This window comes from Streptomyces sp. NBC_00513, assembly GCF_041431415.1.
Taxonomy (GTDB): Bacteria; Actinomycetota; Actinomycetes; order Streptomycetales; family Streptomycetaceae; genus Streptomyces.
Window position 1 is genome coordinate 6,386,586 of sequence record NZ_CP107845.1, and the last position, 15,155, is coordinate 6,401,740.

General features: G+C 71.0%; 15 protein-coding genes. 8 read left to right on the plus strand and 7 right to left on the minus strand.

Features of this window, described 5'->3' with window-relative positions:
• Positions 1–163: 163 nt before the first annotated feature.
• On the minus strand, positions 164–856 hold the full coding sequence (locus OHA84_RS29170) for a pentapeptide repeat-containing protein (protein WP_266969025.1): 693 nt from the start codon (positions 854–856) through the stop codon (positions 164–166).
• A gap of 614 nt (positions 857–1,470) precedes the next feature.
• On the opposite strand from OHA84_RS29170, the gene OHA84_RS29175 reads away from it, so the two are divergent.
• The gene (locus OHA84_RS29175) at positions 1,471–2,787 is read left to right on the plus strand and encodes a DUF5933 domain-containing protein (RefSeq protein WP_371591611.1); all 1,317 of its coding nucleotides are present in this window, start codon (positions 1,471–1,473) and stop codon (positions 2,785–2,787) included.
• A 116-nt stretch (positions 2,788–2,903) separates the two neighbouring features.
• On the opposite strand, the gene OHA84_RS29180 is transcribed toward OHA84_RS29175, so the two are convergent.
• Positions 2,904–3,836: an ADP-ribosylglycohydrolase family protein gene (locus tag OHA84_RS29180; RefSeq protein ID WP_266969021.1), complete on the minus strand. Its 933-nt coding sequence runs from the start codon at positions 3,834–3,836 to the stop codon at positions 2,904–2,906.
• A 99-nt stretch (positions 3,837–3,935) separates the two neighbouring features.
• Complete coding sequence (locus OHA84_RS29185) at positions 3,936–4,559, minus strand: LysE/ArgO family amino acid transporter (protein WP_053677210.1); 624 nt, start codon at positions 4,557–4,559, stop codon at positions 3,936–3,938.
• A gap of 69 nt (positions 4,560–4,628) precedes the next feature.
• Between OHA84_RS29185 and OHA84_RS29190 the strand changes: the two genes are divergently transcribed.
• The 3 genes from OHA84_RS29190 (at position 4,629) to OHA84_RS29200 (ending at position 6,547) form a co-directional block, all read left to right on the plus strand.
• A complete protein-coding gene (locus OHA84_RS29190) occupies positions 4,629–5,549 on the plus strand; it encodes a LysR family transcriptional regulator ArgP (RefSeq protein ID WP_266973906.1) in 921 nt (306 codons plus the stop codon).
• Positions 5,550–5,574: 25 nt separating this feature from the next.
• Complete coding sequence (locus OHA84_RS29195) at positions 5,575–5,967, plus strand: molybdopterin-binding protein (protein WP_053677206.1); 393 nt, start codon at positions 5,575–5,577, stop codon at positions 5,965–5,967.
• Between the two features lie 124 nt (positions 5,968–6,091).
• Positions 6,092–6,547, plus strand: coding sequence for a tellurite resistance TerB family protein (locus tag OHA84_RS29200; protein WP_053677204.1), 456 nt, complete (start codon positions 6,092–6,094; stop codon positions 6,545–6,547).
• A gap of 46 nt (positions 6,548–6,593) precedes the next feature.
• On the opposite strand, the gene OHA84_RS29205 is transcribed toward OHA84_RS29200, so the two are convergent.
• Both OHA84_RS29205 and OHA84_RS29210 read right to left on the minus strand, forming a co-directional pair.
• Positions 6,594–7,526, minus strand: a complete 933-nt coding sequence (locus OHA84_RS29205; RefSeq protein ID WP_266969018.1) for a M56 family metallopeptidase — start codon at positions 7,524–7,526, stop codon at positions 6,594–6,596.
• A 15-nt stretch (positions 7,527–7,541) separates the two neighbouring features.
• Positions 7,542–7,976 (minus strand): BlaI/MecI/CopY family transcriptional regulator, encoded by a 435-nt coding sequence (locus tag OHA84_RS29210; RefSeq protein WP_053677202.1) that lies wholly within the window; start codon positions 7,974–7,976, stop codon positions 7,542–7,544.
• 254 nt (positions 7,977–8,230) lie between these two features.
• Between OHA84_RS29210 and corA the strand changes: the two genes are divergently transcribed.
• Positions 8,231–9,313 carry a magnesium/cobalt transporter CorA gene (corA, locus tag OHA84_RS29215; protein ID WP_053677200.1) on the plus strand — a complete coding sequence of 361 codons (1,083 nt, stop codon included), beginning with the start codon at positions 8,231–8,233 and terminating at the stop codon, positions 9,311–9,313.
• A 310-nt stretch (positions 9,314–9,623) separates the two neighbouring features.
• Here corA and OHA84_RS29220 read toward each other — a convergent pair whose 3' ends face one another.
• Positions 9,624–10,343: an anti-sigma factor domain-containing protein gene (locus OHA84_RS29220; RefSeq protein WP_053677198.1), complete on the minus strand. Its 720-nt coding sequence runs from the start codon at positions 10,341–10,343 to the stop codon at positions 9,624–9,626.
• Positions 10,340–10,927: a sigma-70 family RNA polymerase sigma factor gene (locus tag OHA84_RS29225; RefSeq protein ID WP_053677196.1), complete on the minus strand. Its 588-nt coding sequence runs from the start codon at positions 10,925–10,927 to the stop codon at positions 10,340–10,342. Before OHA84_RS29225 ends, OHA84_RS29220 begins: the two co-directional genes overlap by 4 nt.
• Before the next feature lie 230 nt (positions 10,928–11,157).
• Between OHA84_RS29225 and OHA84_RS29230 the strand changes: the two genes are divergently transcribed.
• The 3 genes from OHA84_RS29230 (at position 11,158) to OHA84_RS29240 (ending at position 15,120) form a co-directional block, all read left to right on the plus strand.
• Positions 11,158–12,003 carry a chitosanase gene (locus OHA84_RS29230; protein ID WP_371591486.1) on the plus strand — a complete coding sequence of 282 codons (846 nt, stop codon included), beginning with the start codon at positions 11,158–11,160 and terminating at the stop codon, positions 12,001–12,003.
• A gap of 227 nt (positions 12,004–12,230) precedes the next feature.
• Positions 12,231–14,450, plus strand: coding sequence for an NADP-dependent isocitrate dehydrogenase (locus OHA84_RS29235; protein WP_266952040.1), 2,220 nt, complete (start codon positions 12,231–12,233; stop codon positions 14,448–14,450).
• Positions 14,451–14,571: 121 nt separating this feature from the next.
• Positions 14,572–15,120 (plus strand): GNAT family N-acetyltransferase, encoded by a 549-nt coding sequence (locus OHA84_RS29240; RefSeq protein ID WP_266969015.1) that lies wholly within the window; start codon positions 14,572–14,574, stop codon positions 15,118–15,120.
• The last annotated feature ends 35 nt before the right edge of the window (positions 15,121–15,155 follow it).

Sequence of the window (15,155 nt, forward strand, 5' to 3'; positions counted from 1 at the left end):
CAGGTCCCTGAGTCCCATTTCTTCCTCCTGGAGTCGCCGTAAGGGCGCCAAGCGTCGAATGGCTACCGGCGAATGCTTGGTCATGCCCGGGGTTGTGACCCCATGGGTAAACCATCAACGATGCCGAGTTCGCCTTATCGCCTCGCCATCCGCATCCTGCTCATCACCTCGTTCGCTCCCCTCCCTCCCACAGAGTGCAGTCGGGAGCCTCCTCGCCGCCTTCGAAGTCGTCGGGCCCATCGTTCATGACGATGACCGTGGCGAGCATTTCCTTGTCAACGCCTTTGGGCCAGCACGTGTGCGCGTCCACCTTCGCTCCCTTGAACGAGGTTTCATCGCCGTTGACAACTGCGAGGGTGAGATTGGCGCTCCTCAGATCGGCTCCGTCGAGGTTGGTGCCTATCAGGCTTGCTTCGTAGAGGTTGGCCCCGATCAGGTTCGCGCCCTGCAGATCGGCGCCCTCGAAGTGAGATCGCTCCAGGTATGTATCCTGAAATTGACCGTTCTGTACTTTGACCCCCCTGAAATCCGCGTTGTGCATCAGCTTGCCGCTGAAATTGATCCCCTCGATATTGCGATTGCCGGGGGTGAATCCTGGCATGGCCTCGACGATTTCAACGTTCGCGCGCCACGTCGCATACTTCTGGCTCTCCTCGATCTGCTTGTCCAGAAAGAGAGCCGACACTCCGATCGCGATGCCGGTAATCAACCCGCCCCCGATGCCGGCGAGCACTTCAATCCTGGGTTCGCGCTCCGGCTCCCTGACGGCCATACGCCAAGCAAAGACCGCACCCGCCGCGCCGAGAATACCGAGCAGAATCAGAAATCCGAGCAGAGCCCACGCTATGCCAGGCATGAGGTCATCCCCAATACGATGGATCGGGCGAAAATGCCTCACTTCCTCTGTACCCCTGCTCCCGAGAGATCGCAAGCGCTACGCCCCGAGTGGAGCGATGGTTGAATCTTCCTGGTTTACCCACGCGCCGGGGAATGGTTGAAGACGGCAGTTAATTTGCTGTCATCCCGAGCCGGGTGCCCAGTGAACAGAATGGGGATTCAGTGCCGCGCTTCGCGGAACTGCGGCTGGCCGTCCCCGCCGGTGGGCCTGGCTGGGGTAGGCGCTGCCCGTCCGAGGGTGCCTGGTGGCCTCGCGTGATGATCGGCATGCGGCAGGGCCCTGGTGCGGGCCCACCACTCACGGTCATCGGCCGGTAACGGCAACGCTCAACGGCTGATGGTCCCTTCGTCCCGCCCGAGGGGCCGCGTGTGCCGGTCATCGGTACGCCATGGGTGGGGGTGATGACGGGCGACGGGCGAGGCGCTCGCCACATTCGAGCCACCTGCCATCGGTGATGTGTACCAGCTCCGTTAACATGTTCGAGCAGACAATGATCACAGGTCTTATTTATATAAATCGGCTGAAAATTGATATCTAGGGTGTCGCGATCCGTTTCGCGAAGAGGTGACGGAATCGGGTTCGCCGGGTGGCGTCGGCCGCGGGTCCTGTTGTGGACCGCGGTGAGTGTGATCGCCCTCGGTTTCCTCGTGGCGCTGGAGATCGCCGCGCGCCACTACGGCGTGCCCGGTCCGGTGACCGTTCAGGCGCGCGAGGTGATCTTCGCGCCCCAGTCGGGGACAGTGCTGTACGCCAGCATGACCTTGATGCTGGTGGTGCTCACCTGGCGGCAACGGTTCATCGCGGTCGGCACGGCGATCGGCATCGACCTGGTGTTCTGGCTCGTGCGGTGGCTGGTCGGCGCCCACATGATGTTCGGCAACGGTGCGCTGTGGGTGACCCTCGGCTGCGCCGTCATCGCCGTCACGCGCCGCACGGGTCGCGAGCGTGCCCTGCTGCTCAAGGGCGTCGGGCTGGCCCTGCTGCTCGTGGCCGGTCGCAAGACCGGGTACACCTGGCTGCTGATCACGTCCAAGACCCGCCCGATGGTCCTCGACCAGTACGTGGCGACCGCCGATCACGCGCTGGGCAATTCGTCCTGGGTCGTGGGCCGTCTGGTCGAGGCCACCGGCGCGGTCGGCGCCCACGTCCTCGACTGGGTCTACATCCAGCTCGCGGTCGCCGCGGTCGCCGTCGCCCTGTACCAACTGCGCAACGTGCGGATCGAGCGGCGCTTCCCGAGTCACCACCTGGTGCGCACGTTCCTGGTCATCGGCCTGCTCGGGCCGGGCATATACATGATCTTCCCGGTGGTCGGGCCCATCTTCGCCTACGGCGCCGACGGCGGTCAGTGGGCGTTGGCCGACCTGTGGCCGAACACCCCGCCGCCGCTGGGCGTCCCGCAGGAGATGCCCTTCGACGAGTTCACCCCGCGCAATTGCATGCCCAGCCTGCACACGGCATGGGCCACCGCGATCTTCATTCATTCCCGCAACGCCCCGCGGACCCTGCGGTTCGCGGGCACGTTCTGGCTGATCGCGACGCTCGGCGCCACGCTGGGCTTCGGGTACCACTACGGCGCGGACATCATCGCCGGCGTGGTGTTCACGCTCACGATCGAGGCGGGGCTGCGTTCGCTCGCCCGCGGCTGGGACCGGTCCGGAGCCCTCCTGGTCGCCCACGGTGGCGCGGTGTTCGTCGCGCTCCTGGTGTCGTACCGCTACCTGTCGACGGAGATGGCCGGACACCCCTGGGTGTTCGGACCGTTTCTCCTCCTCGCGACGGGCTCGGTGATCTACGCCTACGTGCGCACCACCAGGTCGTGGGAACGGACGACCCCGTCGGCGCGCATCCCGGAACAACGACGCGAACCCCAGCCCGAACTGGTCTGACGCGTCTCGGGGCGGCTCTGCCGATGCCCGGGGCCGCGTCCGGATCCCGCCGCCCTCCCGGCCGCCGCGCGTGCCGGTTCAGGACGCCGGTTCGGGCCGCCGGCCCAGGTACCGGTTCAGGTACCGGTTCGGGCCGTGGCGAGGCCGCCGGGCAGGGGTTCCCGCCGCGCCCACCAGGTCTCGGGGACGCCGGCGGTACCGGTGCGCGCGGCGACCGTGCCGCCGCTGATCGCGCAGTTGGTGTCGATGTCGCCGAGACCCTCCGCGGTGGTCCACAGCGCGTCGAGGAGGCTGTCCAGGTGCCGGGCCGCGGACCACAGGGCGAAGGGCACCGTGTCGCTCGCGCGGATCAACCGGCCGTTGCCGAGCACGTCGGCGGCCTCGGCCGGTGCGGTGCCGGCGGGCAGCCCGGCGGCTCGGCGCAGGCCCGCCGCCACCTGACCGGCGGGTGTGAGCGCGGCCACCTCGCGGAGGAAGGTCGACGCCTCGGGAGCGGGCCGGTCCCGGCCGCGCGCGGCCAGGGCGGCGGCCACGGCCACCGCCACGGCGCCCGCGATGGCCTCCGGGTGGGCGTGGGTGACCTCGGCCGACAGGACGGCCTGATCCATCACCTCGTCCAGATCCTCGTGGAACCATGCGCCCAGGGGCGCCACCCGCATCGCCGCGCCGTTGCCGAGGCTGCCCTGACCGTTGAAGAGGTTCCTCGCCTCGGTGCGCCAACTCTCCGGCCGTTTCGCGAGTTCCGGGAGGAGTCGGCGCATGCCGTTGCCGTAGCCGCGGTGGGCGTCGGCCACGTAGGCCGCGCCGAACGCCTCCGCCAACCGGTCCTGCCGCACCGTGCCGTGCTCCCTCAGGATCCGCAGCACCGACACCGCCATCGCCGTGTCGTCGGTCCAGCGCCAGGTCGGCTCCTGTGGAGTGCGTCGCGCCCGGATTCCCTCGATCGCCGAATCGCCGGGTCGGAACCACGGAAACCACAGTTCCCCGAAGGCGTCACCGAGGGCCAGGCCGTCGAGGGCGTCACGAGCGGCATCCGCGGGTGTCGTCATGACGTGCATGCTGCCGGTACGACCGCCCCGCGCGCAGGAGTTTTACCCGCCCCGGCCCCGCCCCCTGCCCGGGCCGTGTTCCCCGGGGCTGTCCGGGGCTCAGGTGCCGGCCAGGAGGAGCCCGCCCATGGTGACCATCGTCGCCGCGACCAGGCCGTCCAGGACCCGCCAGGCCGAAGGCCGGGCGAGGAGACCGCTGAGCAGCCGTGATCCGTAGCCGAGCGCGCTGAACCACGCCAGGCTGGCCAGGACGGCGCCGCCACCGAACGCCCAGCGCAGATCGCCCCGGTCCGCCGCGAGGGAGCCCACGAGCAGGACGGTGTCCAGGTAGACGTGCGGGTTGAGCCAGGTCATCGCCAGGCAGGTCAGCACGGCCGTGCGGGCGGATCCGGGGGCCGTGCCCGAAGTGGAGAGCGCGGCCCCCGGATCGGGTCGCAGCACCCGGCGGGCCGCGAGGATCCCGTAGCAGATCAGGAAGGTGCCACCGGCGATCCCGACGGCGGTCAGCGCGGCCGGCCAGGCGTTGACGAAGGCCCCGACCCCCGCGACGCCGAGCAGGATGAGGAGCGCGTCGGACAAGGCACAGATGGCCACCACCGCGAGGACCGATTGGCGGCGTGCTCCCTGGCGCAGGACGAACGCGTTCTGGGCGCCGATGGCGACGATGAGGGAGAGACCGGTGCCGAAGCCCGCGAGACCCGCCGTGGTGATGCCGTGTGTCATGGCTTCGACCGTATGCAGGCGCGTCGGTTCAGTACAGCTAAAGTTTTTTACGTACCCTTAGCACTCGTGATGGAAGAACTTCCCCTGGAGCAGGTGCGGACCCTGCTCGCCGTGGTCGACGAGGGCACCTTCGACGCCGCGGCCGCCGCCCTGCACGTGACCCCCTCCGCGATCAGTCAGCGCGTGAAGGCCCTGGAACAGCGCACGGGCCGGGTGTTGCTGATGCGCACCAAACCCGTACGGGCGACGGAGTCCGGGCAGGTGGTGATCCGGTTCGCCCGCCAACTGGCCCGGCTGGAACGGGACGCCCGCGCCGAACTCGGTCTGGGCGCGGACGAGGAGCGGGAGCCGGTCCGCCTGCCCATGGCGGTCAACGCCGACTCGCTGGCCACCTGGCTGCTGCCGGCGCTGACCCGCGTGCCCCGGGATCCGCCCGTCTGCTTCGAGCTGCACCGCGAGGACGAGGGTCACACCACGGCGCTGCTCCGGGAGGGCCAGGTGATGGCGGCGGTCACCTCCACGCCGGACCCGGTGGCCGGGTGCACGGTCCGGGCGCTCGGGCTGGCGCGCTACCTGCCGGTGGCCCGGCCCGATTTCGCCGCCCGTTACCTGACCGGGGCGTTGGAGCGGGACCTGCGGGAGGCGCCGGTGATCGTCTTCGACCGGCGCGACGAGCTCCAGGACCGGTTCGTGCGGACCCTGGCGCGCGGCGCCGGCTCGGGGGCGGGGGCGAGTTCGATCCGGCACCACGTGCCGACCTCGGAGGGATTCCGCGACGCCGTGGCCGCCGGCCTGGGGTGGGGGCTGGTCCCGCAGGCGCAGGCCGACCCGCTCCTGCGGGCCGGGGAACTGGTGCTGTTGACGCCGAAGCGGACGATGGACGTGCCGTTGTACTGGCAGCAGTGGAAGTTGGACTCGCCCGCGCTCGCGGTGGTCGCGGAGGTGATCGCGGAGGCCGCGAGGGAGGCGCTGTTGCCTCCGGCGCGCTGAGTCGGGCAGGTCCTACGCTGTCGACATGGAGTCCTACACGATCGGCCAGGCGGCGCGATTGCTCGGGGTGAGCGTCGACACGGCGCGCCGCTGGGCCGACGCCGAACGCTTTCCCACCCGTCGGGAGGGCTCGCGGCGCATGGTCCAGGGCCCGGACCTGGCGGCCTTCTGCGTGCGGGTGGCGCAGGAGGGTGACGAAGACGAGGGGGCCGCGTACACCTCCGCCCGCAATGCCTTTCCGGGCATCGTCACCGCCGTGAAGCTCGGCACGGTGGACGCGCAGGTGGAGATCCAGGCCGGACCGCACCGGGTCGTGTCCCTGCTGACGCGGGAGGCGGTGGAGGAACTGGGACTGGAGGTCGGCGCGAGGGCGGTCGCCCGGGTGAAGTCGACCAGCGTGTTCGTCGACCGGGGTTGAACCGCGCGGCCGGGTCGGGGCGCGCCCGGGTGGTCGGTCGGCGGGGCACCGGGGGTGAGGGTGTGTCACCCACGCCTGGTAACTTCTACAGTGTTGTAGAAACAAGCCGACGTATGGAGTTCTCATGGCCCTGTGGGACCGCATCAAGGAGTCCGCATCGACGATGCAGACCCAGCTCGTGGCGACCAAGAACGACCTCAAGAGCGGCGCGTTCCGCGACGCGAGCATGGCGATGTGCGCGTTGGTCGCCGCCGCCGACGGGACCATCGATCCCGACGAGCGCAGGCGCGTGGCGCAGTTGATCGCCGGCAACGAGGTGCTGCGGAACTTCGACGCCGACGACCTGCGCCGCCGGTTCGAGGCGAACCTGACCAAGCTCACCACCGACTTCGACTTCGGCAAGGTCAGCGTGCTCCAGGAGATCGCCAAGGCGAAGAAGAAGCCGACCGAGGCGCGCGCCGTGGTGCAGATAGGCATCGTCATCGGCGGGGCCGACGGGGACTTCGACAAGACCGAGCAGGCCGTGGTGCGCGAGGCCTGCTACGCGCTGGACCTGCCCCCGCACGAGTTCGACCTCTGAGTCGCCCCGCGCCCTTCTCCGGCGCGCCCGCGCCCCGCCGGTGACCTCAGAGTGCCGTGGCGGTTCGCAGGACGCAGATCAGGGTCACCGCAGAGTTCGCGGAGGAGAGCGCCGAGACCGTCGTGCCCGCCGCCGCGCTCCAGGTGGCCAGCCCGGCCGCCGTGCGCAACGGGGGCCAGACGAGCGCCGGCGGGGCCGGGGACAGCAGTGCCGCCACACGGCGCGGCACCGGCCCGGCCGTCGCGGCGGGGAGCCCCGGGGGAGTGGTGCGGGTGAGCAGGGCGGCCTTGCCGATGGCCGTGGCGACCGTACGGCGATTGCCCACCCGGGCCGCCGCGGCCTCGTCCGCCCAGCGCTCGGCCGCGTACGCGACGGCCGAACACAACGGCCGCAGGAAGGGGTTGGCGCAGGCGGCGAGCCGCACCACGGTCAGGAACCGGTGGTGACGTCCGGCGAGGTGCGCCCGCTCGTGGGCGAACAGCGCCCGCCGCTCGGCGGGGTCGAGTGCCGACAGCAGGCCCGTCGTCACCACGACGCGGCCACCGTGCCGGCCCGGGCCGGGCAACGCGTAAGCGTACGGTTCGGCGGCCGGCAGCACCACCACCGGCCCGTCGGCCAGTCCCGCGAGCGCGCGCCGACAGTCGCGCCGGACCCGGCGAGCGCGCCACACGGCGGCCGCGGCGGAGCCGAGCACGGCCGCCAGCGCGGGGATCGCCGCGGGGCCGGCCACCTCGTCGTAGGGGAGCGCCGCGCGCACCTCGGGGTCCGACCAGGCGTCGGGCAGCGGATTGCCCGGCAGTTGGGCGGTGCCCACCACCATGAGCAGGGCCAGGCACAGGGTGCTGCACAGGGCCAGCGCGCCGGCCGCGCCGGTCAGCAGCCAGGTGGCGGTGCGCGGGTGCAGGTGCTGCGCGGCCGGCTGGGCGAGCGGCCAGGCGGTCAGGGGCAGGACCAGGGGAAGGAAGACGAGCAGGCCCATCGGTGTCCCGTCCCGTCAAGCCCGGGTCGGGTCGGAGCCGGGGGATCCGCCGCCCGGCACCTCACCCCCGAGCAACTCGCGCAACAACCGTTCGTCGTGGGGCGACAGCGCGGTGACGAAACTGGCCAGCACCGCGTCACGGTCCGCTTCCCCGTCCAGGACCTTGCGCATCCGCAGCGCGGCCAGCCCCGCGCCGTCCGCGACGGGCGTCCAACGGAACGACCGGCCCGACCGCTCCCGCTCGACCGCGCCCTTGTCGTGCAGGCGGGTCAGGATGGTGATCACCGTCGTGTAGGCGATGCCCCCGCCGATCCGCTCCTGCACCCAGCCCGCGGTGGCGGCCTCCGGGGACTCGCCGAGCGCGGCCAGCACCTGGGCCTCCAACTGCCCCTGGGCCCGACGCCGGGACGGGTGCGGGCCGGCGGAGCCACCCTCGTCGTGGTCGTTCATGCCCTCCGCCTTCCGGTCCGCGTCCCGACTGTCGCGGGGAGGTCATCGTACTGACGCCCCGAGGCGGCCACGGTCGCCCCGGCAGGGTTCGCCGTGCCGCGCCGGGGCACGCGCGGTGTCACACGGCGTCGCCGGTCCGGTCCGGTGGCCTCCGGCGCGGGTGATGTCCCGGTGCGGTGGTGTCCTGGATCGGGCACCGGCACGGCGGTGGCAGACTGGCGGCTGATCCGCCGAAGGGGAGTACGTCCTTGTCCATGTTCAGCAACCTGCGCCGGGCCGTGCGCCGCGGCTATCGGCGGGCCGTCGACCTCAGCCACCCGGCCCGCTCCCCTCTCGGCAGCGCGGTCGTCAACTGCCTCGTCTACCGCGACGGCCTCCGCCAGGAGGACTGCGGGGAGGTCGACGAGGCGCTGCGCCGGGTCCGCAAGAACGGCGAGGGCTTCGTGTGGGTCGGCCTGCACGAGCCGAGCCAGGAGGAGATCACCGGGCTCGCCGGGCTGTTCGACCTGCACCCGCTCGCCGTCGAGGACGCCGTCAACGCCCACCAGCGGCCCAAGGTGGAGCGGTACGACGACACCCTCTTCGCCGTGTTCAAGACCGTTCGCTACGTCGAACACGAGGAGTTGACCGCGACCAGCGAGGTCGTGGAGACCGGCGAGTTGATGGCCTTCGTCGGCGAGGACTTCGTCCTTACCATCCGGCACGGCGGCCGCGGCACCCTCGGCCCGGTCCGTGAGGCCCTGGAAGCCGCCCCGGACCAACTCGCCAAGGGCCCGGCGGCCGTGCTGCACGCCATCGCCGACCATGTGGTCGACGACTACGTGGCCGTCACCGACGCCGTGCAGAACGACATGGACGCCGTCGAGACCGCGGTGTTCAGCGAGTACGGAGGTCGTGGCGACGCCGGACGGATCTACCAGCTCAAGCGCGAACTCCTCGAACTGCGCAGGGCGGTGGCGCCCCTCGGTCGACCGCTGCACCTGCTGGCCACGGAGCCGATACCGCTCATCCCGCCCGACGTTCGCGCGTACTTCCGCGACGTGGCCGATCACCTCACCCGCGCCACCGAACAGATCGGCGCCTACGACGGACTCCTCGACTCCGTCCTCCAGGCCCACCTCGCGCAGGTGACCGTGGCCCAGAACGAGGACATGCGCAAGATCACGGCCTGGGCGGCGATCGTCGCCGTGCCGACCATGGTCTGCGGGGTGTACGGCATGAACTTCGACCACATGCCGGAGCTGCACTGGACGTATGGATATCCGCTGGTGCTCGCGGTCATGGCGATTGCCTGCCTCGTGATCCACCGGGGGTTCCGGCGCAACGGCTGGCTCTGACCCGGCGGGACGGCCCGACGGCGGTTCGCGGGCGGGCCGTGCACCGGGGCCAGGGGCCGCGCGCGGAGCCAGGCCCCCGCAGGTCAGGACCCCGCGCGCCGAACACCGCGATCGGTGCGCGGGGACTCCTCCCGACACCTCGGTGCCCGGCGCGGCGAAAGAGCCGCGGACACCGGGCCGGACCCCGTGGTGTCCGGCCAGTCAACCAGGCCGGCAGAGGTCGCCACGACTGGTGCCCGACACGGAAAAGCCGCCGGTGAAAGGCTCGCGACCTGGTCGATGATCCGAACCGGCCGGCCACTCGCCGGCGTCAACCGGCCAGACTCATCAGCATCACCGGATCGGACGTCGGCCGGGGCGATCCGCCCGCCGGCTCCAGGGTGACCCCCACCGCGGTGGCCCGACCGACCGGCCCGGTCATCAGGGTGCTCCCGTCGCCGCCGAGCAGGCCCGCCGGTCGCATCCCCGGACCGTCCGCGAACCAGAGCTGGTACGTCTTGCCCGCCGGGGCGGGCGCCATCCCGGAGCCGACGAACGCGGCCCGGTTCCGCTCCGCGCTCACCACCACCGTGCCCTTCGCGCCGGACGCCGTGCGACCCACCACCGTCCGGGCGTCCGGTGCGGTGATCACGTCCGTCAGGTTCTGCAGTTCGCGCAGCTCCCGGCCGGCCTGGACGGCTTGGTCCCGCTGCCACACCGCCGTGCCGCCCAGGGCGAGCGCCCCGGCCAGACAGGCCGCGAGGGCCATCGGCAGGGCGCGCCTGCGCAGGCTCGGGATGCCCCGGCGGGCCGGAGGCAGTTGCCGCACCGTGTCGATCCGGTCCAGTACGTGCGCGCGCATCGCGGGTGGCGGAGGCAGAGCGGTCGCCGAGCCGAGCCGGGCCGCCGTCGCGGTGAACTCCCGAACGTCCTGAGGGCACAGCGCGCACCGGGCGAGGTGGTGCTCGAAGGCGGTCCGTTCCTCGGAGTCCAGGGCGTTCAGCGCATAGGCGCCGGCGAGGGCGTGCATGTGGTCGGTCCCGGTGCTCATGCGTTGACCCCCATGCAGTCGCGCAGGCGGATCAGGCCGTCGCGCAACCGTGTCTTGACCGTGGGCAGCGGGGTGCCGAGGGTCTCCGCGACCTCGCGGTACGTCAGCCCGCCGTAGTAGGCGAGGCTGACGGCCTGCCGCTGCAGTTCGGTGAGGCCGCGCACGCAGCGGCGCACCTGCTCGCTCTCCAGCCGCACCTCCACCTGCTCGCTCACCTCGTCGTAGGGGCGCGTGTGCTCCCGGGCCGCGTTGTCCTGCTCGCGGGCCGCCGCCGCCTGCGCGGAGCGGACCCGGTCCACCGCGCGCCGGTGCGCGATCGTCATCACCCAGGTCATGACGCTGCCCTTGTCGGAGCGGTAGCGCGCGGCCTGCCGCCAGACGTCGATCAGGACCTCCTGCGCCACTTCCTCGGACTGCGCCCGGTCCCGCAGGACCTTGACGACGATGCCGTAGACGGGACCCGCGACCACGTCGTAGAGCGTGGCGAAGGCGTCCTGGTCGCCGCGGGCGATCTGGTCCATGAGGGTGGGCAGGTCGGGGCCGGGCTTCTCCCAGGCCGCGCCGAAGGTCACCGGTTGCCGCACGAGAGCCCCTTTCGCCCGAGGAGCCGGCCGTTTCGAGTACAGGTCATGGCGGGGGCTTCCTTCGGGGGCGGCGACGACTGACAGGGGTGACACATGGAGGGTTTCGTAGCCGGGGCCGTCATGGATTGGTTTGCTCCGGAACTGACAACAAGGCTTCTCCGCGCCTCGAATATCTGGTAGGAAAGTTTCCTAACCGAATCGGGAAGCCTCAACCATCGCATGGAGGCCTTGTGTTCACCCCCCAACGCAAGAACCGGACCGTCGCGCTCGGCGCCCTGCTCGGCGCCGCCCTGCTCGCCGCCCCCGTCGCGGCCCACGCCACGGCGGCCCCGGCCACCGCACCCGCCGCCTCCACCGCGGCGGCGGCGACCGGACTCGACGACCCGGCGAAGAAGGACATCGCCATGCAGATCGTCTCCAGCGCGGAGAACTCCTCGCTGGACTGGAAGGCGCAGTACAAGTACATAGAGGACATCGACGACGGCCGCGGCTACACCGCCGGGATCATCGGGTTCTGTTCCGGCACCGGCGACATGCTGGACCTCGTCGAGTACTACACGCAGGTCAAGCCCGGAAACGTGCTCGCGAAGTACCTTCCGGCGCTGCGCAAGGTCGACGGGAGCGATTCGCACGCCGGCCTCGACCCGAACTTCACCAAGGACTGGGCCAAGGCCGCCCAGGACACGGAGTTCAAGAAGGCCCAGGACCACGAGCGCGACCGCGTCTACTTCAACCCCGCCGTCAAGCAGGGCAAGAGCGACGGTGTCGGCACCCTCGGCCAGTTCGCCTACTACGACGCCATCGTCATGCACGGCGACGGAAGCGACTCCACCAGCTTCCGCAACATCCGCAAGCGCGCCCTGACCAAGGCCAAGCCCCCGGCCCAGGGCGGCAACGAGACCACCTGGCTGAACGCCTTCCTCGACGCCCGCGTCTGGGCGATGAAGCAGGAGGAGGCCCACAGCGACACCAGCCGCGTGGACACCGCCCAGCGGGTGTGGGTCAAGAAGGGGAACCTGAACCTCGACACCCCGCTCGACTGGAAGGTCTACGGGGACCCCTTCCACATCGGCTGACCCTCCCGCGCATCCCGCGCCCCCCCATCCGGCGCCCGGCACCCCGCGGCCCGGGACGGCCCCTCCCCGTCCCGGGCCGCGGTCGTGCGTCCGGGCCGGCGGCGCCGGGTGACGCGTGTCTCCCCCGGGTTCCGGCAGGGGGCTGTCCAGACCGGTCCGATCACGAGATATCTTGATGTCGAGCAATGTTGCAGACGAGAGACGCAGACTGTGGAGCGGAGCATCCGGTGACTGACTCGACCATCATCTACACGCACACTGACGAGGCCCCGGCCCTCGCGACGTATTCCTTCCTGCCTGTGATCCAGGCATACGCGTCGACGGCCGGTGTGAATGTCGAGACCCGTGACATCTCCCTGGCCGGTCGGATCATCGCCAGCTTCCCCGAGCACCTGGAAGAGGGCCAGCGCATCGCGGACGCCCTCGCCGAGCTGGGCGAACTGGCGAAGACCCCGGGCGCCAACATCATCAAGCTGCCCAACGTCTCGGCCTCGATCCCGCAGCTCAAGGCCGCGGTCGCCGAACTCCAGGGCCAGGGCTACGCGCTCCCGGACTACCCGGACGACCCGAAGAGCGACGAGGAGCGCGAGATCCGCGCCCGCTACGACAAGATCAAGGGCAGCGCCGTCAACCCGGTCCTGCGCGAGGGCAACTCCGACCGCCGCGCCCCCGCCTCGGTCAAGAACTACGCCAAGACCCACCCCCACCGCATGGGTGCCTGGACCTCCGAGTCGAAGACGAACGTCGCCACCATGGGCGCCGACGACTTCCGCTCCACCGAGAAGTCCACCGTGATCACCGAGGCCGGCACGCTCCGCATCGAGCACGTGGCCGCCGACGGCACCACCACCGTCCTGCGCGAGTCCGTACCGGTCCTCGCCGGTGAGGTCGTGGACGCGTCCGTCATGCACGTCGACGCGCTGCGCACCTTCCTGAACGCCCAGATCGAGCGCGCCAAGAACGAGGACGTGCTGTTCTCCGTGCACCTCAAGGCCACGATGATGAAGGTCTCCGACCCCATCGTCTTCGGCCACGTGGTCCGCGCCTTCTTCCCGAAGACGTTCGCCCGCCACGGCGAGACCCTCGCCGCCGCCGGTCTGTCCCCCAACGACGGCCTCGGCACCATCCTCAACGGCCTGGGCGCGCTGCCCGACGCCGCCGCGATCAAGGCCTCCTTCGACGCCGAGCTCGCCGAGGGCCCCGCCCTCGCCATGGTCGACTCGGACAAGGGCATCACCAACCTGCACGTCCCCTCCGACGTGATCGTCGACGCCTCCATGCCGGCGATGATCCGCACCTCCGGTCACATGTGGGGCCCCGACGGCGCCGAGGCCGACACCCTCGCCGTCCTCCCGGACAGCAGCTACGCCGGTGTCTACCAGGCCGTCATCGACGACTGCCGCGCGCACGGCGCCTTCGACCCGTCCACGATGGGCTCGGTGCCGAACGTCGGCCTCATGGCCCAGAAGGCCGAGGAGTACGGCAGCCACGACAAGACCTTCGAGATCGCCGCCACGGGCACCGTCCGCCTCGTCGACGCCGAGGGCAACGTGGTCCTGGAGCAGAAGGTCGCCAAGGGCGACGTCTTCCGCGCCTGCCAGACCAAGGACGCGCCGATCCAGGACTGGGTCAAGCTCGCCGTCACCCGCGCCCGCGCCTCCGGCGACCCGGCCGTCTTCTGGCTGGACGAGGGCCGCGCGCACGACGCGCAGCTGATCGCCAAGGTCAAGACGTACCTCGCCGAGCACGACACCGAGGGTCTGACCATCAAGATCCTCCCCCCGGTCGAGGCCACCGCCTTCTCCCTGGAGCGCATCCGCCGCGGCGAGGACACCATCTCGGTGACCGGCAACGTGCTGCGCGACTACCTGACCGACCTCTTCCCGATCCTGGAGCTGGGCACCAGCGCCAAGATGCTGTCGGTCGTCCCGCTGATGAACGGCGGCGGCCTCTTCGAGACCGGCGCCGGCGGCTCCGCCCCGAAGCACGTGCAGCAGCTCGTGAAGGAGAACTACCTGCGCTGGGACTCCCTCGGTGAGTTCCTCGCGCTGGCCGTCTCCTTCGAGCACCTCGCGACCACCACCGGCAACGCCCGCGCCCAGGTGCTGGCCGACACCCTGGACCGCGCGACCGGCACCTTCCTCAACGAGGACAAGTCGCCGAGCCGCAAGCTGGGCGGCATCGACAACCGCGGCAGCCACTTCTACCTCGCCCTGTACTGGGCGCAGGAGCTGGCCAAGCAGACCGACGACGCCGAGCTGGCGACCGCGTTCGAGGCGCTCGCCAAGACGCTGGGCGAGCAGGAGGGGACCATCGTCTCCGAGCTCATCGCGGTGCAGGGCTCCCCGGCCGACATCGGCGGGTACTACCAGCCCGACGCCGCCAAGGCCTCGAAGATCATGCGCCCGTCCGAGACCCTGAACCAGGCGCTCGCGATCCTGGGCTGACGCCCACGGCGTGTCCGCCGACGCCCCGACCGGGACCTCCCGGCCGGGGCGTCGGCGCGTCCGGACGCCGGCGACCGTATTCCGGTTGTGAAGGGGGTCCGCACACGGCTAGTAATACGGGGTGATCACTGGACAGCTGGCCGCACTGCGCGCCCGCCACCCCGACGACGTGGCGACCCTGCACGCCGGGCTCTACGAAGACGTCCCGAACCACTCCCGGTCGGACTCGCGTCCCTGGCGCCCGCTGACCCTGGCGAGCGGCCACTCCCTCTACGAGCCCGACGGGCCCTCCGAGGACGGCAAGGCCGCCTTCTCCGTGGTCGACCTGGCCACCGGCGAACTCGCCGGCGAGGCCCTGTTGTGGGGCATCGACCCGCACAACCGGGGCGCCCACCTCGGGATGTCCCTCCTCCCCGGTGCCCGCGGCCGCGGGATCGGCGCGGAAACCGTACAACTGCTGTGCCACTACGGGTTCACCGTGCGCGGTCTGCACCGGCTCCAACTGGAGACCCTCGCCGACAACCCGGCGATGATCCGGGCCGCACAGAGCGCGGGCTTCCAGGTCGAGGGCACCCTGCGGCGCTCCGCGTGGGTGTACGGGGCCTTCGTCGACGAGGTGATCCTCGGGCTGCCCGCCGACGAGTGGGAGCGCCCCTCCTGGCAGAACTGATTCGCCCCTCACGAACCCGCCGGGTGCGTTAGCCT